The following is an 18,243-nucleotide window of genomic DNA, read 5'->3' as shown; positions in this document are numbered from 1 at the left end:
CGGTTGCCAGGCCATGGGGCTTCTCCCTTGCGAACGCAAAGCAGAAGTGTTTCCTATGTCTTCGCACACCTGTTTCCTATGTCCCCGGTCTATACAGCGGCCCAAGAGAAAGTTACTGCGCCGCCGGGCGCACATCCCGGCTCCCGCCCGCAGCAAGGGCATGCAGCAACCACAACCAACGAAACAAAGAAACTTACGACCGCCGCCGACGAGGCGGCTTCACATCCGGCCCCTTGATCAACGGATCCTCCAACACCTTCAACAAACACTCCCTCAACCACCGATGCGCCGCATCCGCGCTGTACCTCGGATGCCAAGCCATCCGCGTCGTTTCGCTCTGCAAGGCCAGCGGCAAGGCAAACACCTCCAGCCTGAGCGAGGCCGACATCCCCCGCGCCACCCGCTCCGGCACACAGGCCACCAGGTCCGAGCGCGCCGCAGCGATCAAGGCCGCAAACGCACTGGGCACACGCAAGGCCACCATGCGCTCCAACCCCAAAGCAGCCAGCGCATCGTCCAGCGTGCTCGGCTCCCCAGGCCGCAAGGTCACGCCCACGTGGCGAACGGCAGACAGGCGCGCCGGGGTCAGGGGCTTGGCGAGCAAGGGATGGCCGGCCCGCGCAGCACCCACCAGTGGCTGCTGCGACAACTCCTGCCACTCCACCTCGGGATCGCGGCTGCGGAACACGCCCACGTCCAGGTCCACCCGGCCCTCGCGCAAGGCCGCGGGGTCGCTGTGGCTCTCGGCCAGGAACTGCAGGCTGGCCAACGGCATCTCCTGCGCAAGCGCCTGCGACAGCGCAGCGCCGTAGACCACCGCCATGCCCTCTGGCGCGCGCACCACGAAATGCCGGCGCACCTGCGCCAGGCCGCCCGGCCCCTCACCCGGCGACTGCAGCGCCCGGGCCTGGGCGAGCAGCTGGCGCACCGGCTCGGCCAGCGCCAGGGCGCGCGGCGTGGGCACCAGCTGGCGGCCCGCGCGCACCAGGATGGCGTCACCGAACACCTCGCGGATGCGGGCCAGCGCATGGCTCATGGCGGGGGTAGACAGGTGCACGCGCTCGGCCGCGGCCGTCACGCTGCCGGTGGCCAGCAAGGCATCGAGCGCGACCAGCAAGTTGAGGTCGTAGGTTTTCATACGGTGCAACTGCATGTTCAGATCATTGCACTGTACAGAACCATTGCCAGCCTGGACACTGCCGGCCATGACGACCTCGACGACACCATCCCCCACACGCCGCAGCATCGCGCTCACCATGGCCGCGCTGATGCTCATGCTGGTGCTGGCCGCGCTGGACCAGACCATTCTGTCCACCGCCCTTCCCTCCATCGCACGCGACCTGCCAGGCGCGCTGCCGCCGGCCTGGACCTTCTCGGCCTACCTGCTCGCGGCCACAGTGGTGATTGCGCTGTACGGCAGCCTGGCCGATGTGTACGGTCGCAAGCCCATGCTGCTGCTGTCCATCGGCCTGTTCCTCGCTGGCTCGCTGGCCTGCGCGCTCAGCCAGAGCATGCTGCAGCTGGTGCTGGCGCGCGCGCTGCAAGGGGCGGGTGGCGGGGGATTGATGACGCTGACCATGCTGACCGTGGCCTCCCTGTTCACGCTGCAGGAGCGCGGGCGTTACCAGTCGCTGCTGGGCGCGGTGTACGGCGTGGCCACCATGTTCGGGCCGCTCACGGGCGGCTGGCTCACCGAGCACCTGTCGTGGCACTGGGCCTTTGGCCTGAACGTGCCCCTGGCATTGCTGGCATTCGCCGTACTCGCCAGGACCCTGCCGCACCAGGCCGCCGGGTCGCGCACGCCCATCGACCACCTGGGCGCGATGCTGCTCACCGGCGCGCTGTGCAGCGCTCTGCTCATGACGCAGCACGAGCGCCTGCAACTGCCCGGCTGGCTGTCGGCCGCCGTGCTGGGCACCGTGTGCGTGCTGTGCACCGCCGCCTTTGTGCTGCGCCAGCGCCGGGCCGCGCATCCTCTGGTGCCGTTGTCGCTGTTCGGCCGGCCGGTGTATGCGGCAGCCTCCGTGGTCGGCTTGGTCACCGGGGTGGCACTGTATGCGGCCGTGGTCTTCATGCCGGCCTACCTGCAGACGGCCTTGCACCTGGCCCCCACCACGGCCGCCTGGCACCTGCTGCCGCTGATGGCCGGGGTGACGGCTGCCGCCATTGCCAGCGGGCGCCTGCTGCGGGCCCGTGTTCCGGCCCGCAACATGGGCATGCTGGCAAGCGCCTTCGTGGTACTGGGCTTTGCTGCACTGGCCGCAGGCATGCAGTGGGCGCCCACCCAGCCGCTGGTGCTGTCGGCCTGCCTGCTGCCGCTGGGCCTGGGCATTGGCGTGCTGTTTCCCATCATCACCATGGTGTCGCAGCGCGCATCGCCCCCACAGCTTATGGGCATTGCCACGGCGGTGCCGGTGATGCTGCGCAGCCTGGGCGGCGCGGTGGGCGTGGCCCTGCTGACCACGCTGTTTGCCGAGGTGATGCACACGCTGGTGGCTGGTCACCCGGCTGCCGTCGCCGAGGCCGGCCCGCATGCGCTGCAGGCAGTGTGGGGCTGCGCTGCGGCGGTGGGCCTGCTGGGCGTGGCGGCATGCCGCTGGCTGCCGGATGCGCCGATGGTGATGGAACAGCCCGGGCAGGCGGCCACCGGTGCCGCCGCAGGAGCCCGCGCAGCGGCAACCTGACCGGGGGTCAGACGGAGCGCATCAGGCCGCCATCGACGCGCAGGTTCTGGCCGGCGATGTAAGCCCCGCCCTCCGACGCCAGGAAGGCGATGGTCGCCGCGATCTCGCTGCTCTTGCCATAGCGCCCCAGGGGCACGGTCTCGCGCCGCGCCTCGGTCTCGGGCAGGCTGTCGATCCAGCCCGGCAGCACATTGTTCATGCGGATGTTGTCCTTGGCGTAGCTGTCGGTGAACAGCTTGGTGAAGGCCGCCAGCCCGGCGCGGAACACGGCCGAGGTCGGGAACATCGCGCTCGGCTCGAAGGCCCAGGCGGTGGAGATGTTGATGATGCTGCCCCCGCCCTGCTTCTGCATGTGCGGCACGACCAGGCGCGTGGGGCGGACCACGTTGAGCAGGTACACGTCCATGCCGGTGTGCCATTGCTCGTCCGTGAGGTCCAGCACCGGTGCGCGCGGGCCATGGCCGGCGCTGTTGACCAGCACGTCCACCCGGCCCCAGCGGGCCACGGCCTGGTCCACCAGCCGGGCGAGGTCGTCCACCGACTGGTTGGAGCCGGTCACGCCCAGGCCGCCCAGTTCGGCAGCCAGTGCCTCGCCCTTGCCCGACGAGGACAGGATGCCCACGCGGTAGCCATCGGCCGCCAGCTTGCGCGCGGCGGCCGCGCCCATGCCGCTGCCGCCGGCGGTGATGAGGGCGACTTTTTCTTCTGTCATACGGATGCTCCTGAGAATCTTGGATCAAAGAATAGCACCCGTGGTACGCCGCAGGGTGTAGCCGCCTGGGCATTTGCCTGCAGATTGCCTACACCGTGAAAGACCCGTTTGCGCCCCGCCTTCGCGGCATGCACAAGCTGCGCTCAGTGGCAAGCCTGCGCCAGCGCCACGGCATCCGCCCCGGCGGGAAAGCGCAGTTGCGCTCCCGGCTGCGTGGCGGCGCCCCACACGGCCTCGGCCACGTCCGCCTCGGTGGTCACGGCACCGATCTGCGCGAAGGATGCGAACACACTCTGGGCATAAGGCGCATAGGCCTCGGGAATCAGGCCCTGCATGCGCTCGCTGCCATTGGCCGTGAAGCGGGTGGACGGCGCATAGCCCGGCTGCACCAGCTTCACACGCACGTTGAAGGCATCCAGCTCGTGGGCCAGCGAGGCCGTGAAGCCCTCGATGGCCATCTTGCTCGCGGTGTACACCGCCACCAGCGGCATGGGCGCCAGCGTGGCGCTGGAGGTGACGTTGATGAGGGTGCCCGCACGGCGCGCACGCATCTGCGGCAGCACGGCCTGCGCCATGGCCATCACGCCGAAGGTGTTGGTCTCGAACAGCTCGCGCGTGGTCGCCATGGGCGTGGCCTCGAAGGCGCCGAGCAGGCCGATGCCGGCGTTGTTCACCAGCACATCGATGGGCCCGGCCTCGGCCAGCACGGCGGCAATGCTCTCGGCGCGGGTCACATCGAGCGGCAGCACGCGCATGCGCCCGCCTGTGGGCAGCAGGTCGGCGCGCGGGCTGCGCATGGTGGCGATCACGTTCCAGCCCTGGGCATGGAAGTGGCGCGCGGTTTCCAGGCCGTAGCCCGAAGAGCAGCCGGTGATGAGAACAGTCTTGGTGGTCATGGTGATTTCCTTGAAGAAACGAAGAGTGGGGTTGACAAGGCCTCAACGATAGGGATCAATGGCCGGACCATCCACAATCAAAAATCCTGTTTTTGTTTGCAATCGTCCAGCCATGAACGATCCCCTCGCCGAAGTCATTGCCCTCCTGCAACCGCGCACCGTGTTCTCCAAGGGCATCAACGGCGCCGGCCGCTGGGCCGTGCGCTATGCCGATTTCGGGCACCCGAGTTTCTGCGTGGTGCTGGAGGGCCGCTGCCAGCTGGCGGTGGACGGACAGGACGCCATCGCCCTGGCGGCCGGTGACTTCGTGCTGCTGCCGGCCACGCCGGGTTTCACCATGTCCGGGGCTGAACCAGCAGCACCCCGCTACATCGACCCGCAGACGGCGCCCGCACCCACCACCGAGGTGCGCCATGGCGAGCAGGACGGCCCGCCCGACGTGCGCCTGCTGGGTGGCTACTTCGTGTTCGGCTCGCCCGATGCGGCCCTGCTGGTTTCGCTGCTGCCGGCCCTGATGCATGTGCGCGGCGTCGAGCACCTGCAGGCGCTGGTGCAATTGGTCAGCCAAGAATCGGCGGCGGACCGCCCGGGCCGCGACTTGGTGCTGTCGCGCCTGGTGGAGCTGCTGCTGATCGAGTCCCTGCGCTCGACCTCATCGGGCGAGGACGCGCCCCCTGGCCTCCTGCGCGGCCTGGCCGATGCGCGCATCGGCGAAGCCATGCGCCACATGCATGCCAGCCCCTCACGCCCCTGGACCATGGCGCAACTGGCGCACACGGCGGCGCTCTCGCGCTCGGCCTTCTACGAACGCTTTGCCCGCGCCGTGGGCATGCCGCCCATGGAGTACCTGCTGGCCTGGCGCATGGCGCTGGCCAAGGGCCTGCTGCGCGATCAGGGCCTGGCGATTGCCGAGGTGGCCGAGCGCGTGGGCTATGGTTCGGCCAGCACGTTCAGCACCGCGTTCAGCCGGCATGTGGGGCAGGCGCCAGGACGGTATGCGCGGGCGGGCTGAGGCTGTGCGGCGCTGCGCTGTCCTGCAGTGCGCCCACGGGCCTGGCGAGCGTCGAAGCCGCCATGGCCAGCGCCCACAGCAGCAGGAGCAGCAAGAACCGCCTCGCGTCGCCTGAAAGCGCCAGGAGGTGTCGTTGCAGGCGGGGCAGCATGCGCCTCAGGATCTGGAATGCATTCATGGCAATGCAGGCATGCTGTGGGGCCCCGACGATCCTGTCTGTCCCCAGAACTAGTGACATGGCACCGTTTCCAGCGCCCGCACAGTGGCTGTGTGGACGCCGCCTTCGCCGCCTCTCGGCGCAAAGCCGCGTCGTATCGCTGCACGCTACTCCAGGTAGCGGCCCACGACCCGCGCGCATGAAAACCCCGCATGTGCGCAGAAAATCACCGATGCTCCCGCTTGCTGCCACCGTGCAGCACGCTGACCAGCCCCGACGACACCCGCCAACGACTGCCGCCCGCAAATGCCCCACATGATTCACCCGGACCGCTCTGCCCCGCTTTCCTACCTCTGGACCACTCTTGCCTACGTCGTGGGGTCGCAATGGGTCCACTGGGGCTGGAGCCGCATCGCAAGCAAGGCGACGGGGCAGGAGACGTTCATCCTCATGCTGCTCAGCATCCTGGGCTGGCCGATCGCCGTGGTCATCGCAGGCTCCATCCTCGTGGTGGTGTTCAAGCACACCCCGGGCGCAGCGCGCGCTGCCATCACGCTAGGTCTGGTCGGATTGGGGCTGGCCGTTTTTGGCGTGCCTACACCCTGGAACCTGGCGTTCACCATCGGTGTCGGTGCCATCGCTTTCGTACAGACCCGGCGTGAGGAACAGGACGCCAACGATCTGGAGGAGCTCTGACATGGCCGCCAAGGAATCCCCGCCACCAGGCCTGCTCGCATCGTTCGACAACCCGCTGTGGGACCGCGTGAAGCTGGACGACCCGCGGCCGCTGTGGATCGTGCGCAGCAGCCACCGCGGCTACGAATGGATGGCCATCGAGCTGCAGCACAGCCCGGTGGGCATGTTCAGCGACAGTTCATCGAAGATCGACACCACCACCGTGTTCGTCCTGCGGTTGCCGGAACCATCGGCGGACTGGTACCTGCCCGCAAGCCACATCGCCCCGCACCGCCAGTTCAGCGTGGACGAGCGCTGCCTGTACCTGGCAAGCTTTGGCCACAGCCCCCGCGTGCGCGACTGGCCGCGCTGGCTGGACATGGCGGCCGATGCGGCCGATGGCCTGGTACGCAACCGGGGCCGCAAGGGCCATCCACCGCGTCCCCCGGGCAGCCTGACGGAGGCCGAAAAGGACGAGGCCTCATGGAACCCGCACGACGGCCAGTGGGTGCTGCTCTGGATGGCGCTCACCGTGCCCCTGGCCTTTCTGCTGGCCGCACTGGTGATCGGCTTTTACAGCGAATGGGCGAACACTGGCGCAATCACCCATTGCGACAAGGCAACCGACGTGGGCTACCAGCTGCAGGGCTGGAAGGCCATGGCCTACCTGGGGCTGTTCATCGTGCCCTTCCTGGGCTGGGGCCGCCTGCTGCACACGGTATCGACCCGCATGCACAGGCCCGGCTTCGTGCTGCGCCTGAACCTGGAGGGCATTGCACTGGCGGCGCTGTCGATGCTGGTCCTGGTGCTGCAGCAGACGCTGACCGGCTGGGCCCGGGGCGCCTGCTGACACAACCAGGCAGCAGGCCGTGGCAGGATGTGCGACACCATCCACCACTGCCTTCGCCGACACCATGCCCACCACCGCCCGCGTTGCCCAGTTGCTCGAAGACATTCGCGCCCACGATGCAGACCGCTACACCCTGGTCCAGACCCTGCGTGAAGCGGTGCTGGCACTCGGTGCATCCGTGACCGAGGAAGTGAAGTACGGCGGCATCCTGTTCAGTGCCGCGAGGCCCTTCTGCGGCATCTTCTCGTACACCAAGCACATCTCGCTGGAGTTCAGCGAAGGCGCCGCGCTGCCCGACCCGCATGGGGTGCTGGAGGGCGCAGGCAAAGGGCGCCGCCACATCAAGCTGGCCACGGTGCAGGACTTGGCGGCAAAGCATGTGGCCGAGTACCTGAAGCACGCATTCCAGGCCGCGGCATGAGCCATTGAACTTCAGGGCTTGCCGGCGTTCACCACCAGCACCTCGTGCACGGCCGTGGCCGCATTGCCGCCCGTGCGCAGGCCGCCGCCGAACACATGGATGCGGTTGCCGAGGGTGGCCGTACCCAGGCCATGGCGTGGCGTGGGCAGCGGCGGCAGGGCAGACCAGCGGTCGGTGGCGGGGTCATACACCCAGCTGTCGGCGAACACCTTCTGCTCGGGCACCCACTGCTCGCCACCGAAGACGTAGAGCCTGCCATCGGCCACCGTGGCGGCCAGGCCGCCCTGGGCCTGGGGCATGGGGGCGCGCGTGGCCCAGGTGTCGGTGGCGGGGTCGTAGACCTCCAGCGTGGGCACGTTCACCTGGCGCGCCGTGCCATCGGGGTTCTTGCCGTACTGGCGCCCGCCGACCACATAGACCTTGCCGCCGATGACGCCGAAGGCCGCACTGTTGCGCGCCGTGGGCGCAGGTGCGCGCGCCGACCACTGGGCGCGCACGGGGTCGAACGCCTCGTTGAGCGTGCTGTCCACATGGTCATCGAAGTGGCTGGCCGTGGGCGTGGCCCGCACGCGTCCACCGATGAGGAAAAGCTTGCCATCCACCGCGGCGGCAATGCCCTCGGCACGCGGCGTGGCCAGGTCGGTGCCCGCGCGCCAGGCGTTGCGCGCGGGGTCGTAGATGAACATGGTGGGCTGCGCCTGCCAGACCGGGAACCCGCCTGTGAAGCCGCCCACACCATAGAGCTGGCCGCCGAGGGCCGTAAGCGTCATGTGGTGGCGCGCCTGCGGCAGCGTGGCCAGGCGCGTCCATGCGTCGGTGGCCGGGTCGTACGCTTCGAAATGGGCCGAGTAGCCGGTGTTGGGGCTGAGCAGGCCACCCGCCACGTAGATCTTGCCGTTCAGCACCTCGGGGTACAGCTCCTGGCGCGCCACGCCGGCCGGGGCTGCGGTGGTCCAGGTGGCTGAGGGTGTGCCCTGGGTCCATCCCAGGGATGGCAGCGCCAGCAGGCCGGCAAGGACTGCGGCATGGGCGGCGCGCAGTGGCAATCGGGCAAAAATCGGCATGCTCAGGGCTCCTCGTTGAATCGTTGGCGCGACTGTAAAAGTGCCCACCGTCAAGCGATAGCCCCATAATCATTCACAAACAATGAACCCGGGCTACGCAATGGACCGCATTCCCCTGGCTGACCTCGACGTCTTCGCCGCCGTGGCCCGGCACGGCAGCTTTCGCCGTGCGGCGCTGGAGCGGGGCGTAACGCCCTCGCTGCTGAGCCAGAACCTGCGCCGGCTGGAGGCGCAACTGGGCGTGGTGCTGCTCAAGCGCACCACGCGCAGCGTGGCACCCAGCGATGCGGGCAAGGAGCTGTTCGCCCATTTGGAACCGGCCCTGGCGCAGATCGCCGACGCGGTGGATCGGCTCAACCGCTACCGCGACATGCCCTTCGGCACGCTGCGCCTGAATGCACCCGGCCCCATTGCGCACTTCGTGCTGGCGCCGCTGGTGGCGCGCTTCCAGCAGGCGTATCCGGACATCGGGGTGGATATCAGTGCCGATGCAGCCATGACCGACATCGTCAAGGGTGGCTTCGATGCCGGCGTGCGCTTTGCCAGCGACCTGGCGCAGGACGCGGTGGCCGTACCCATCGGCCCGCCGCAGCGCTATGCGGTGGTGGGCTCGCCGGCGTACTTCGCCGCCCATGGGCGGCCCGCCACGCCGCGCGACCTGGCCACCCACCGCTGCATACGGCGGCGCTTTCCGGGCGGCACGCTGTTCACCTGGCACTTCGCGCGCGATGGCGAAAGCGCCAGCGTGGTGCCGCGCGGCCCGCTCACGGTGAACGATGCGCACATCGCCCTGAACGCCGCGCTGCACGGCGCGGGCCTGGCCTATGTGCACGAAAGCTATGTGCTGGCCGACGAGGCCTCCGGCCGGCTGGAGCGCGTGCTGGCCGACTGGGCACCCGGCCTGGGCGTGCCCTACCTGTACTACCCGCAGCAGCGCTACGTGCCCGTGCCGCTGCGCAGCTTCATCGACTTTGCGCGGCAGCACCCCGTGGAGCTGGTGACACCATGATCGAACGCTCCATCCACAAAGGAGGGCCTCTCTCGATCATCGTGCCAAGCAACATCGCCCTAAGCGCTCAGAAGGTGTGAATGGGCCCGGCGTGTCCGAGCCGGCCGCCACAACGCGTCCGATCTAGGCGCAAAGCACAGCCATAGCTCGGGCTATGGCGAGCATTTGCAACGACGAGCGCGCGTGTTTTGGCGGGATGAGCGGGCATGGCGGGCTCTTTCACACCTTCTTAGGCGAACAGCCCCTTGTGCTGATCGCGCAGCAGGTTCTTCTGCACCTTGCCCATGGTGTTGCGCGGCAGCTCGTCGGCCACGAAGCAGCGCTTGGGGATCTTGAAGTTGGCCAGCTGCGACTTGAGCGATGCCACGATGGCCTCGCCGTCAAGCTTGGCGCCGGGCTTGGCGATGACCACGGCCACGCCCACCTCGCCGAAGTCCGGGTGGGGCACGCCCACCAGGGCGCTTTCGGCCACGCCGGGCATGTCGTTGATGTAGCCCTCGATCTCGGCCGGATAGACGTTGTAGCCGCCGCTTATGATCAGGTCCTTGCTGCGGCCCACGATGCTCACGTAGTCGCGCTCGTCCACCTTGCCCACGTCGCCGGTCTTGAACCAGCCGTCCTGGGTGAACTCCTCGGCCGTCTTCTCGGGCATGCGCCAGTAGCCCTTGAACACATTGGGGCCCCGCACCTGGATGTTGCCGATCTCGCCCACGGGCAGCGGCTTGTTCGCATCGTCCACCACGCGCAGGCCCACGCCCGGCAGCGGGAAGCCCACGGTGGCGCCGCGCCGCTCGGTCTGGCCGGCGTGGCGCTGGTCGGCCGCATAGGGGTTGGAGGTGAGCATGATGGTTTCGCTCATGCCGTAGCGCTCCAGGATGGTGTGGCCCGTGCGCTGCTGCCATTCGTTGAAGGTCTCGATCAACAGGGGCGCGGAGCCCGCGACGAACAGGCGCATGTTCTTCGCTGTCTCCTTGGTCAGGCCGGCCTCGCCCAGCAGGCGCACATAGAGCGTGGGCACGCCCATGAAGACCGTGGCGCGCGGCATGGCGGCGAGCACGGCCTTGGGGTCGAACTTGCTGAACCAGATCATCTTGCTGCCGTTGATCAGCGCGCCGTGGATGGCCACGAACAGGCCGTGCACGTGGAAGATGGGCAGTGCGTGGATGAGCACATCGCCAGTCTTCCAGCCCCAGTAGTCCTTGAGCACCTCGGCGTTCGACAGCAGGTTGCCGTGCGTGAGCATGGCGCCCTTGCTGCGGCCCGTGGTGCCACTGGTGTAGAGGATGGCGGCCAGATCGTCGGCCTTGCGCTGCACGGGCGTGTGCTCGTCGCCATGGTGCGCGGCGCGTTCGAGCAGGCTGCCCGTGCGGTCGTCGCCCAGGGTGAAGACATGCTGCGTGCCCTGGGTGAAGGCAATCTTGCTCACCCAGCCGAAGTTGCCGGGCGTACAGACCACCACGGCGGGCTCGGCATTGCCGATGAAGTACTCGATCTCGGCGCTCTGGTAGGCCGTGTTGAGCGGCAGGAACACATAGCCCGCGCGCAGGGTGGCCAGGTACAGCAACAGCGCTTCGACCGATTTCTCGACCTGCACGGCCACGCGGCTGCCCTCGGGCAGCTTGAGCGAGGTCAGCAGGTTGGCCATGCGCGCGCTGGCGCGGTCCAGGTCGCTCCATGAATAGAGCAGCGGCCGGCCATCGGCGGTGGATGTCTCCACGGCCGTGCTGGCCAGATCGGCGGGGAAGGCAGCGCGCAGGGCGCTGAACAGATTTTGCTGAGAGGTGGAACTCATGGTGCGGTCATCCGTGTGTGCAACAAAGCAAAGCGGCGGTTCATTCAAAACGCCGGGGGGCGTTTTTGGAGGAAGGCGGTGATGCCCTCGCGGTGCTCGGCGCTGTCCGCGTAGGCATAGGGGTCGGGAGCGTTCTCTGCAGGCAACACGCTCTTGAGCGCGCGCAGCGTCTGCTTGTTCAGGCGCGCCGCGCCGGGTGCCAGTGCGGCGATGCGGCAGGCTCTGGCCAGTGCTTCGGCACGGGCTTCCTCGGCGCTGCCGGCCACCACGCGGCTCAGAAAGCCGCGCGTGAACATCTCATCCGCGCTGAAGGTTGCGGCCTCCAGCAGCATCTGGCGTGCGGTGACCTCGCCCACGGCACCGGCCACGAGCTGTGCCTCGCGCGGCGCCATGGGAAATCCCAGGCGCGCGATGGGCGCACCGAAGCGTGCCCCCGCATGGGCCACACGCACATCGCAGCAGCTGGCGATCTCCACGCCCGCGCCCATGCAGGCGCCAGCGATGTGTGCCACGATGGGCACGTCGCAGTCGAGCATCGCCGACAGCCCGCCCCAGACATCGCCCTCGTGGAATTCACGCAGCGCCGCCGCATCGAAGCGGAAGGCCGGGTACTCCGAGATATCGCCGCCGGCGCAGAAAGCCGTGCCATCGCCCTCGATCAGCACGCAGCGCGCGTCGTGGCTGCGCTGGATGTCCTTGAACACCGCGCGCAGCTGCTGCCACATGGCACGCGACATGGCATTGAGCCGGCCCGTGTGGCGCAGCGTGACCTGCACCACGCCGGCTTCGCCGGCCGCCCCGGGGGCGCGCGCCACGACCACCTCGGCCCTTGCGGGTACTGATGCTGCCTGCATGTCGCCTTTCTACATTCGCCGTCAGTCGAGCTTGGCGCCGGACGCCTTGACCACGGCGGCCCAGCGCTTGACCTCGCTGCTCACCATGGCGCCGAACTGCTGCTGCGTCAGCGTGCCGTACTCGGCACCGTTGCTGGCCCAGATGGTCTTGATCTCGTCGGCCGTGCCGATGCGCTTGACCTCCTCGACGATGCGCGCATGGATGTCGGCCGGCGTGCCCTTGGGCGCCCACAGGCCGTACCAGGTGGTCACGGTGTAGTCGGGCAGGCCCACTTCGGCGGCGCAGGGCACATCGGGGAAGGCCGGGTTGCGCTTGCTGCCCGAGACCATCAGCGCCTTGATGCGGCCACCCTTGATGTGTGCGGCCGACGAGCCCAGGCCGTCGAACATCATGTCCACGTTGCCCGCGATCAGGTCCTGCAGGGCCGGGCCTGCGCCGCGGTAGGGGATGTGGGTGATGAAGGTACTGGTCTGCTGCTTGAACAGCTCGCCCGCCAAGTGGTGCGAGGTGCCGGCGCCGGCCGAACCGTAGTTGAGCTTGGCGGGGTTGCGCTTGACGAAATCGAGGAACTGCTGGAAGTTGGCCACCGGCACGGCCGTGGGGTTGACCACCACCACCTGCGTTACGTTGGCCATCAGGGCCAGGGGGATGAAGTCCTTCTCGATGTCGGAGTCGAGCTTGGGGTACATCGATGGGGCGATGGCGTGGTGCACCGCACCCATGAACAGGGTGTAGCCATCGGGCGCGCCCTTGGCCGCGAAGCTGGCGCCCACGGTACCGCCGGCACCGCCCCGGTTGTCGATGACGAGGGTCTTGCCCGTGGTCTTGGAGAACTGTGCCGACATGGGGCGGGCAAAGGCATCGGTGCCCCCGCCTGCCGGGAACGGCACCACCAGGGTCACCGGCTTGCTCGGCCATGCGGAGGCCTGGGCCCAGCTGCTGCCACAGGCCAGAGCGGCTGCCGCAGCGGCGGCACCGCGCAGCACGTCGCGGCGCTGCAGGTCGTTGTCTTTCATCTTGTCTCCTGTCTTATAAAAATAGAAATGAAATGAAACCACTTACCAACACAAACAAGAGGCGCATCGTAGCGCCGGCTCACTGCACGGATTGTGTCTGCGTGCATATCCGCGACAGGGGTTATCCCTTGCCGCGCACAGGCATCCGACACGCCCGCAACTCCCACATCCTTCCAGAAAAATTCAACCCGAACCGGCCATGCGGGCCGACTCCGACCGTGCTCAGCGGCAAAGGCTTTCGATGTCCCCCGACGCGGGTATCTTGCCTTGCGCCAACAGGCCGCGGTGCTTGTCGATGCGCTTCAAGTCATACAGGTAGTTGACCATCAGACCGTACGACTGCTTGAGGCCCTTGGTGGAGGGATCGCCGCCCCAGTTCAGCCGCTCCACGCGCGCGCCGTTGCCCAGGTGGAAGCGGGCCACCGGGTCCACGGGCTTGCCCTCGGCCAACTCGCGCGCCAGGTAGTGCGCCGCGCATTCGAGCAGCATCTGCCGCACGGGCGAGCGGGGCTCCAGGTCCAGGGGCTTTTCCAGCGCGGTGAGCAGGTGCGCGGCCTGTGGCGGCTCGAAGCCGCCGGCGCGGCCCAGCTCGGCGCGGCGCTTGTCGTCCAGCTTTTCCAGCATGGCAGCGGCGTGCTTGCCCAGCCAGCTGCGAAAACCGGGAATGGGCGAGAGCGTGGCAAAGGTGCGCAGGCGCGGGAATTCCGCGTTCAGCGTCTCGACCACATGCTTGATCAGCGAATCGCCAAAGCTCACGCCGCGCAGCCCGTTCTGCGTGTTGCTGATGGAATAGAAGATCGCCGTGGTGGCGCGCGCCAGGTCGGCCGGCGCGGCCGCCTCGTCGAGCAGCGGAGTGATGCTGGCCGAGATATGGTCCACCAGCGCCACCTCCACGAAGATCAGCGGCTCGTTGGGCAGGCGCGGGTGGAAGAAGCCATAGCAGCGGCGGTCGCTGTCGAGCCGGTTCTTCACATCGGCCCAGCTGCGGATGTCGTGCACCGCCTCGTACTTGATGAGTTTTTCGATCAGCGAAGCCGGCGAGTCCCACGACAGGCGGCGCAGCTCCAGGAAAGCCACGTCGAACCAGGTGGTGAACAGATGCTCCAGCTCGGCATCGAGCGCGAGCAGCCGCTTGTCGCTCTTGAGCAGGGGCAGCAGCTCGGCGCGCATGTCCACCAGAAAGCGCATGCCTTCGGGGAACACCGCAAAGCGCTGCAGCAGCCGCGTGCGCGGCGACACCAGGGCGCGGCGCAGGCTGATCTCGGCCTGGCCCTCCTCGGCCGTGCCGGCAGCCGCCTCATAGCGCTGGCGCGCCGACTTGAAGCGCGTGGCGTCGGGTGCGAACTGCTCGCACAGCAGCAGCCACATGTCGCGACGCTCCTCGGGCTCGGCCGTGGCATACCAATCGGCCACGCCCTGGGCACGGCGCCCGCCTTCAATCTCGCTCACCTGCGGCGCCACCACCTCCTGCAGGTCCGCCAGCAGCCGGCGCAGGGCGCGCGGCGACAAGGCCTCCTGCCCGCGGCGCAGCGTGGCGGCCAGGCGCTCGTTGGTGGAGCGCGGCGCGGCCACCTTGGCCACGACGTCGGTCACGTTGGTTTTGTCGGCCGCAGCGCGCGCGGGCTTGGCGTCGCCGGCAGGCTTGTCGGCCACAGGGGCCGTGGAACGCAGGCGCGACACACTGCGGGCAATCCATTCGGGGGCGGTGTTCATGTTCATCGTGTCAACCTCGATTGCTGTGTTCGGGCCACGTCGCGCAGGGCCTCGCGCTGGCGCAGCAGATGGGTGCGCATGGCTTCCTCGGCGGCATCGCAGTCCTGGGCCTTCAGGGCGGCAAACACCGCCAGGTGCTCGGCCAGGCTCTGCTGCAGGCGGCCGGGCGCATGCAGCTGCTGCAGGCGCGCCAGGCGCAGGATCTTGCGCAGGTCGCCGATCACCTGGGCCAGCCAGCGGTTGTCGGCCAGGGTGATGAAGGCCTCGTGGATGGCGTGGTTGGCGGCGTAGTATTCGGGGATGCGGCCGGCCGCGGCATGCGCCTGCAGGCGCTGGTGCAGCACCTCCAGCGCCGCCACGTCGGCCGCACTGGCGCGGCTGGTGGCCTCGTGCGCGGCACGGCCTTCGAGCAGCGCGATCACGGGAAAGATCTCGTCCAGGTCCTTGGCTGTGACCTCGGCCACGAAGCAGCCGCGGCGCGGCTCGTGGCGCAGCAGCCCTTCGGCCACCAGCACCTTGAGCGCCTCGCGCAGCGGCGTGCGCGAAATCTCCAGCCGCTCGCACAGCGCCACCTCGTCCAGGAAGCTGCCTGGCGCCAGCGTTCCGGCAAAGATCTCCTCCCGCAGCCGCGAGGCGACTTCGTCGTGCAGGGAATTGGATACCAGGCGCATGTGCAGGTGAACTCCGGGCGATCAGCCGCCAGCCCCTACCCAGGGAAACCAGCTTTTGCCGCCAACGTGCCTTCAAATGATGGCAAACGCAGGCTTTGCTCTCGCATGGGTGTAATTTCTCATAATTATGGAAAATGACAAGGGGGAATACGTGATTTTTGGTAAGGCAGGGGAAAATGGGCAGGAATGAGGCGGCAGCGCAACAGCCAAGGGGCTCCATGGAGGGCCAGGGCGAGACTGGCAGGCCGCGCGACTGATGGGCATCAATCCGCCTCTGCCCAGACCAAACCACCAACCAGCTGCTCTGCCAATACGCTGGCCGCAGCGGCCAGCAAGCGTGCGCCTTTTTCCGGCGTGGCGAGCTGCGGCGCCCCCACGACACCGCTGCACGACCAATGCAGCATGCCGCGCCAGCGGTAGATGCCGCCCGTCAGGGTGAATCCGGTGGCGGGCGCCTGCACGCTGCGCGCGGCGGCGGTGTCCACCAGGTCCGGGCGCAGGTGCATCACCATGGAGGTCTCCGCCTCGCACGCATGCAGCAGGTTGGGCTGGCCTTCCAGGATGCTGGCAAAGGCCTCTGCGGCCACCACCCAGTAGGTGGCGGTGGCCACGGGCACCGCCAGTTCGCGGGTCAGCAGGTCCACGACCAGGTTCAAGGCGGCAATGTTGCCGCCATGGCCGTTGAGCAGCAGGATGCGCCGGTAGCCCTGGCGCTGCAGCGAGCGCACGATGCAGCGCAGGAAGGCCAGCAGGGTGTCGAAATCCAGCGTCAGGCTGCCAGCATGGTCCATGTGGTGCTCGGCCAGCGACACCCACAGCGTGGGCAGCACCAGCGTGGGCACCTCGGCCGCCGCCAGCGCGGCGGCGCGCTCTGCCACCGCGGTCACGAGCAGGCTGTCCACCTCCACCGGCAGATGGGGGCCGTGCTGCTCCGTGGAGCCGATGGGCACGATGACCACGGTGGAGGCGGCGCGCTCGCGGTCGAACGCCTCGGTGCGCAGTTGGGCCCACTGCGTCGGCGCAGGCACCGGGTTGTGCAGCGCGCTCATTGCGGCTGGTAGGCCACGGCCTTGATGAGCTGCGCGATGGTGGCGCGCGAGGCCTCGTAGCGCCGGGCCAGGTCGGCGGCCGATCCCTTCTGCGGCTGCAGCGCATACGACAATAGGCGCTCGGCCACCCCGGGCATGGCCAGTACGCGCTGGACGGCCGCGTTGATCCGCTCCACCTGCGCATCGGCCATGCCCGCGGGGGCATACACGGCCAGGAAGTCCGAGGCCCCCAGTTCCGCGTAGCCCAGGTCGGCAAACGAGGGCACCCCGGGCAGCAGCGGCGTGGACTGGGTGACGGCCACCACGGCCAGCCGGCCGGCCTGGGTGTGCTGCAGCACATCGCCCACCGGCAGCACGGCGGCGGGCACTTGGCCACCCAGCAGGTCCTGCACGGCAGGCGCCGTGCCCTTATAGGCCACGGCCTGGATGTCGGCCTTGGCCAGCTGGGCCAGGCGGTTGACGACGAATTCCGGCGCGCTGCCGGGTGCCGGCACCGCCACGTTGCGCGCCCCCGGCGTGCGCGCCAGGTAGGCCAAGAGCTCCTTCATGCTGCGCGCCTGGGCCTGGGGATGCACGGCCAGGGCCAGCTCGAAGCCGGCGAACGGGCTCACGGGGCGCAGGTCGGTCCGGGTGTCGAAGCCCGGCGCCTTGAGGATCTGGGGCACCGTCACCACCGTGTGGCCGTTGGTGAAGAACAGCACCGAGCCGTTGGCCGGCGCGCTCTTGATATAGCGCGCCGCGATCTGCCCGCCCGCGCCGGCCCGGTTTTCCACGATGACCGGCTGGCCCAGCAGCGCGGGCAGCTTCTCGGCCAGGATGCGCGCGCCGATGTCGGCCGTGCCCCCGGCCGGGTACCCCACCACCAGGGTGATCGGCCCCTTGTATTCCTGGGCCAGCGCAGCCCCGGCCCCCACCATGGCACAGACCGCAATGGCCGTGCGCAACCATCCCACCACCCGACGAAACACTGGCATAAAAAGCTCCTTGACAGCATGGACAACCATGGACGGGAGCTTAGGCAGCCCGCCAGCCTGCGATGGCACGATGCGGCAACGCAGGCCGGATTCCGGCAGGGTACTTTGCCGTTCAGCGTGCCACAGGTGGCGTGGCCGTCCAGCCATTGCGCCGGGCCACGCGTTCAGCTGCCGCCATGCGCGCGGCGGTCGATGCGGACAGGCGCTCGCGCACACGCGCCACCAGGTCCACTGGTGCCGTGGCGGGCGAGCCGGTGCTGAACGGCGGCTCTGGCGCGTACTCCATGCCCAACTGCATTGCCTGGGCCAGCCCGGCGCCCTGCAGTTCGGCCGCCACCGTGAGGCCGAAGTCGATGCCCGCCGTCACCCCGCCACCGGTGATGCGGTTGCGGTCCACCACCACGCGCTGGTCCACGGGGATGGCCTCGAAGTGCCGCAGCACCTCCATGGCCGCCCAGTGCGTGGCCGCGCGGTAGCCGCGCAGCAGGCCCGCCGCCCCCAGCACCAGGGCCCCCGTGCACACCGAGGTGACGTAGCGGGCCCGCGGCGCCCGCTCGGCGAAGAAGGACAGGGTTTCGTCGTCCTCCATCAGCGCATTGACGCCCGGCCCGCCGCCGATGAACAGCAGGTCCAGCGCGGGCGCATCGGCCATGCGCAGGCTGGGCAGCTCGCGAAAGCCGATGTCGGTGACCA

Annotated in this window: 18 protein-coding genes; 6 read left to right on the top strand and 12 right to left on the bottom strand. The window is 68.7% G+C overall.

Annotation, left to right across the window (positions count from 1 at the left end):
- Positions 1–193: 193 nt before the first annotated feature.
- Positions 194–1,138: a LysR family transcriptional regulator gene (locus ACK59X_RS11395; protein WP_409957429.1), complete on the bottom strand. Its 945-nt coding sequence runs from the start codon at positions 1,136–1,138 to the stop codon at positions 194–196.
- Positions 1,139–1,205: 67 nt separating this feature from the next.
- On the opposite strand from ACK59X_RS11395, the gene ACK59X_RS11390 reads away from it, so the two are divergent.
- Positions 1,206–2,684 carry an MFS transporter gene (locus tag ACK59X_RS11390; protein WP_409957428.1) on the top strand — a complete coding sequence of 493 codons (1,479 nt, stop codon included), beginning with the start codon at positions 1,206–1,208 and terminating at the stop codon, positions 2,682–2,684.
- A gap of 7 nt (positions 2,685–2,691) precedes the next feature.
- Here the strand turns inward: ACK59X_RS11390 and ACK59X_RS11385 are convergent, their stop codons facing one another.
- Both ACK59X_RS11385 and ACK59X_RS11380 read right to left on the bottom strand, forming a co-directional pair.
- Positions 2,692–3,396 carry an SDR family oxidoreductase gene (locus tag ACK59X_RS11385; RefSeq protein WP_409957427.1) on the bottom strand — a complete coding sequence of 235 codons (705 nt, stop codon included), beginning with the start codon at positions 3,394–3,396 and terminating at the stop codon, positions 2,692–2,694.
- 143 nt (positions 3,397–3,539) lie between these two features.
- On the bottom strand, positions 3,540–4,292 hold the full coding sequence (locus ACK59X_RS11380; protein ID WP_409957426.1) for an SDR family oxidoreductase: 753 nt from the start codon (positions 4,290–4,292) through the stop codon (positions 3,540–3,542).
- 112 nt (positions 4,293–4,404) lie between these two features.
- Here ACK59X_RS11380 and ACK59X_RS11375 point away from each other — a divergent pair, with 112 nt between their 5' ends.
- The 4 genes from ACK59X_RS11375 to ACK59X_RS11360 all read left to right on the top strand — a co-directional run bounded on the left by ACK59X_RS11375 (position 4,405) and on the right by ACK59X_RS11360 (position 7,407).
- A complete protein-coding gene (locus ACK59X_RS11375) occupies positions 4,405–5,304 on the top strand; it encodes an AraC family transcriptional regulator (protein WP_409957425.1) in 900 nt (299 codons plus the stop codon).
- A gap of 463 nt (positions 5,305–5,767) precedes the next feature.
- On the top strand, positions 5,768–6,157 hold the full coding sequence (locus tag ACK59X_RS11370) for a hypothetical protein (RefSeq protein WP_409957424.1): 390 nt from the start codon (positions 5,768–5,770) through the stop codon (positions 6,155–6,157).
- A gap of 1 nt (position 6,158) precedes the next feature.
- On the top strand, positions 6,159–6,986 hold the full coding sequence (locus ACK59X_RS11365) for a hypothetical protein (RefSeq protein WP_409957423.1): 828 nt from the start codon (positions 6,159–6,161) through the stop codon (positions 6,984–6,986).
- 64 nt (positions 6,987–7,050) lie between these two features.
- Positions 7,051–7,407 (top strand): DUF1801 domain-containing protein, encoded by a 357-nt coding sequence (locus ACK59X_RS11360; protein WP_409957422.1) that lies wholly within the window; start codon positions 7,051–7,053, stop codon positions 7,405–7,407.
- A gap of 11 nt (positions 7,408–7,418) precedes the next feature.
- On the opposite strand, the gene ACK59X_RS11355 is transcribed toward ACK59X_RS11360, so the two are convergent.
- Positions 7,419–8,471: a Kelch repeat-containing protein gene (locus ACK59X_RS11355; protein WP_409957421.1), complete on the bottom strand. Its 1,053-nt coding sequence runs from the start codon at positions 8,469–8,471 to the stop codon at positions 7,419–7,421.
- A gap of 100 nt (positions 8,472–8,571) precedes the next feature.
- Here ACK59X_RS11355 and ACK59X_RS11350 point away from each other — a divergent pair, with 100 nt between their 5' ends.
- Positions 8,572–9,480: a LysR family transcriptional regulator gene (locus tag ACK59X_RS11350; RefSeq protein WP_409957420.1), complete on the top strand. Its 909-nt coding sequence runs from the start codon at positions 8,572–8,574 to the stop codon at positions 9,478–9,480.
- A gap of 229 nt (positions 9,481–9,709) precedes the next feature.
- Here ACK59X_RS11350 and ACK59X_RS11345 read toward each other — a convergent pair whose 3' ends face one another.
- From ACK59X_RS11345 to ACK59X_RS11310, 8 genes are all read right to left on the bottom strand, one after another.
- A complete protein-coding gene (locus tag ACK59X_RS11345) occupies positions 9,710–11,272 on the bottom strand; it encodes a malonate--CoA ligase (protein ID WP_409957419.1) in 1,563 nt (520 codons plus the stop codon).
- A 44-nt stretch (positions 11,273–11,316) separates the two neighbouring features.
- Positions 11,317–12,126, bottom strand: a complete 810-nt coding sequence (locus tag ACK59X_RS11340; RefSeq protein ID WP_409957418.1) for an enoyl-CoA hydratase/isomerase family protein — start codon at positions 12,124–12,126, stop codon at positions 11,317–11,319.
- Positions 12,127–12,147: 21 nt separating this feature from the next.
- Positions 12,148–13,143 carry a Bug family tripartite tricarboxylate transporter substrate binding protein gene (locus tag ACK59X_RS11335; protein ID WP_409957417.1) on the bottom strand — a complete coding sequence of 332 codons (996 nt, stop codon included), beginning with the start codon at positions 13,141–13,143 and terminating at the stop codon, positions 12,148–12,150.
- Between the two features lie 222 nt (positions 13,144–13,365).
- The gene (locus ACK59X_RS11330) at positions 13,366–14,856 is read right to left on the bottom strand and encodes a malonyl-CoA decarboxylase (protein WP_409957430.1); all 1,491 of its coding nucleotides are present in this window, start codon (positions 14,854–14,856) and stop codon (positions 13,366–13,368) included.
- 2 nt (positions 14,857–14,858) lie between these two features.
- Positions 14,859–15,527, bottom strand: a complete 669-nt coding sequence (locus ACK59X_RS11325; protein WP_409957416.1) for a GntR family transcriptional regulator — start codon at positions 15,525–15,527, stop codon at positions 14,859–14,861.
- 263 nt (positions 15,528–15,790) lie between these two features.
- Complete coding sequence (locus tag ACK59X_RS11320; RefSeq protein ID WP_409957415.1) at positions 15,791–16,576, bottom strand: creatininase family protein; 786 nt, start codon at positions 16,574–16,576, stop codon at positions 15,791–15,793.
- Entirely contained in the window at positions 16,573–17,550 is a 978-nt protein-coding gene (locus ACK59X_RS11315; protein WP_409957414.1) for a tripartite tricarboxylate transporter substrate-binding protein, read from the bottom strand. Before ACK59X_RS11315 ends, ACK59X_RS11320 begins: the two co-directional genes overlap by 4 nt.
- A gap of 112 nt (positions 17,551–17,662) precedes the next feature.
- A partial coding sequence (locus tag ACK59X_RS11310; RefSeq protein WP_409957413.1) for a DJ-1/PfpI family protein occupies positions 17,663–18,243 on the bottom strand: 581 nt, incomplete at its 5' end.

This window comes from Acidovorax sp. (assembly GCF_046339755.1).
Classification (GTDB): Bacteria; Pseudomonadota; Gammaproteobacteria; order Burkholderiales; family Burkholderiaceae_C; genus Acidovorax.
The sequence above is the reverse complement of the archived record's forward strand: the minus strand, read 5'-3'. Positions and strand labels throughout refer to the sequence as shown.

What these genes read in the sequence shown, in the direction of transcription:
- ACK59X_RS11395 (WP_409957429.1), bottom strand. Translation starts at nt 1,138, where the DNA reads ATGAAAACCTACGACCTCAACTTGCTGGTCGCGCTCGATGCCTTGCTG.
- ACK59X_RS11390 (WP_409957428.1), top strand. Translation starts at nt 1,206, where the DNA reads ATGACGACCTCGACGACACCATCCCCCACACGCCGCAGCATCGCGCTC.
- ACK59X_RS11385 (WP_409957427.1), bottom strand. Translation starts at nt 3,396, where the DNA reads ATGACAGAAGAAAAAGTCGCCCTCATCACCGCCGGCGGCAGCGGCATG.
- ACK59X_RS11380 (WP_409957426.1), bottom strand. Translation starts at nt 4,292, where the DNA reads ATGACCACCAAGACTGTTCTCATCACCGGCTGCTCTTCGGGCTACGGC.
- ACK59X_RS11375 (WP_409957425.1), top strand. Translation starts at nt 4,405, where the DNA reads ATGAACGATCCCCTCGCCGAAGTCATTGCCCTCCTGCAACCGCGCACC.
- ACK59X_RS11370 (WP_409957424.1), top strand. Translation starts at nt 5,768, where the DNA reads ATGCCCCACATGATTCACCCGGACCGCTCTGCCCCGCTTTCCTACCTC.
- ACK59X_RS11365 (WP_409957423.1), top strand. Translation starts at nt 6,159, where the DNA reads ATGGCCGCCAAGGAATCCCCGCCACCAGGCCTGCTCGCATCGTTCGAC.
- ACK59X_RS11360 (WP_409957422.1), top strand. Translation starts at nt 7,051, where the DNA reads ATGCCCACCACCGCCCGCGTTGCCCAGTTGCTCGAAGACATTCGCGCC.
- ACK59X_RS11355 (WP_409957421.1), bottom strand. Translation starts at nt 8,471, where the DNA reads ATGCCGATTTTTGCCCGATTGCCACTGCGCGCCGCCCATGCCGCAGTC.
- ACK59X_RS11350 (WP_409957420.1), top strand. Translation starts at nt 8,572, where the DNA reads ATGGACCGCATTCCCCTGGCTGACCTCGACGTCTTCGCCGCCGTGGCC.
- ACK59X_RS11345 (WP_409957419.1), bottom strand. Translation starts at nt 11,272, where the DNA reads ATGAGTTCCACCTCTCAGCAAAATCTGTTCAGCGCCCTGCGCGCTGCC.
- ACK59X_RS11340 (WP_409957418.1), bottom strand. Translation starts at nt 12,126, where the DNA reads ATGCAGGCAGCATCAGTACCCGCAAGGGCCGAGGTGGTCGTGGCGCGC.
- ACK59X_RS11335 (WP_409957417.1), bottom strand. Translation starts at nt 13,143, where the DNA reads ATGAAAGACAACGACCTGCAGCGCCGCGACGTGCTGCGCGGTGCCGCC.
- ACK59X_RS11330 (WP_409957430.1), bottom strand. Translation starts at nt 14,856, where the DNA reads ATGAACACCGCCCCCGAATGGATTGCCCGCAGTGTGTCGCGCCTGCGT.
- ACK59X_RS11325 (WP_409957416.1), bottom strand. Translation starts at nt 15,527, where the DNA reads ATGCGCCTGGTATCCAATTCCCTGCACGACGAAGTCGCCTCGCGGCTG.
- ACK59X_RS11320 (WP_409957415.1), bottom strand. Translation starts at nt 16,576, where the DNA reads ATGAGCGCGCTGCACAACCCGGTGCCTGCGCCGACGCAGTGGGCCCAA.
- ACK59X_RS11315 (WP_409957414.1), bottom strand. Translation starts at nt 17,550, where the DNA reads ATGCCAGTGTTTCGTCGGGTGGTGGGATGGTTGCGCACGGCCATTGCG.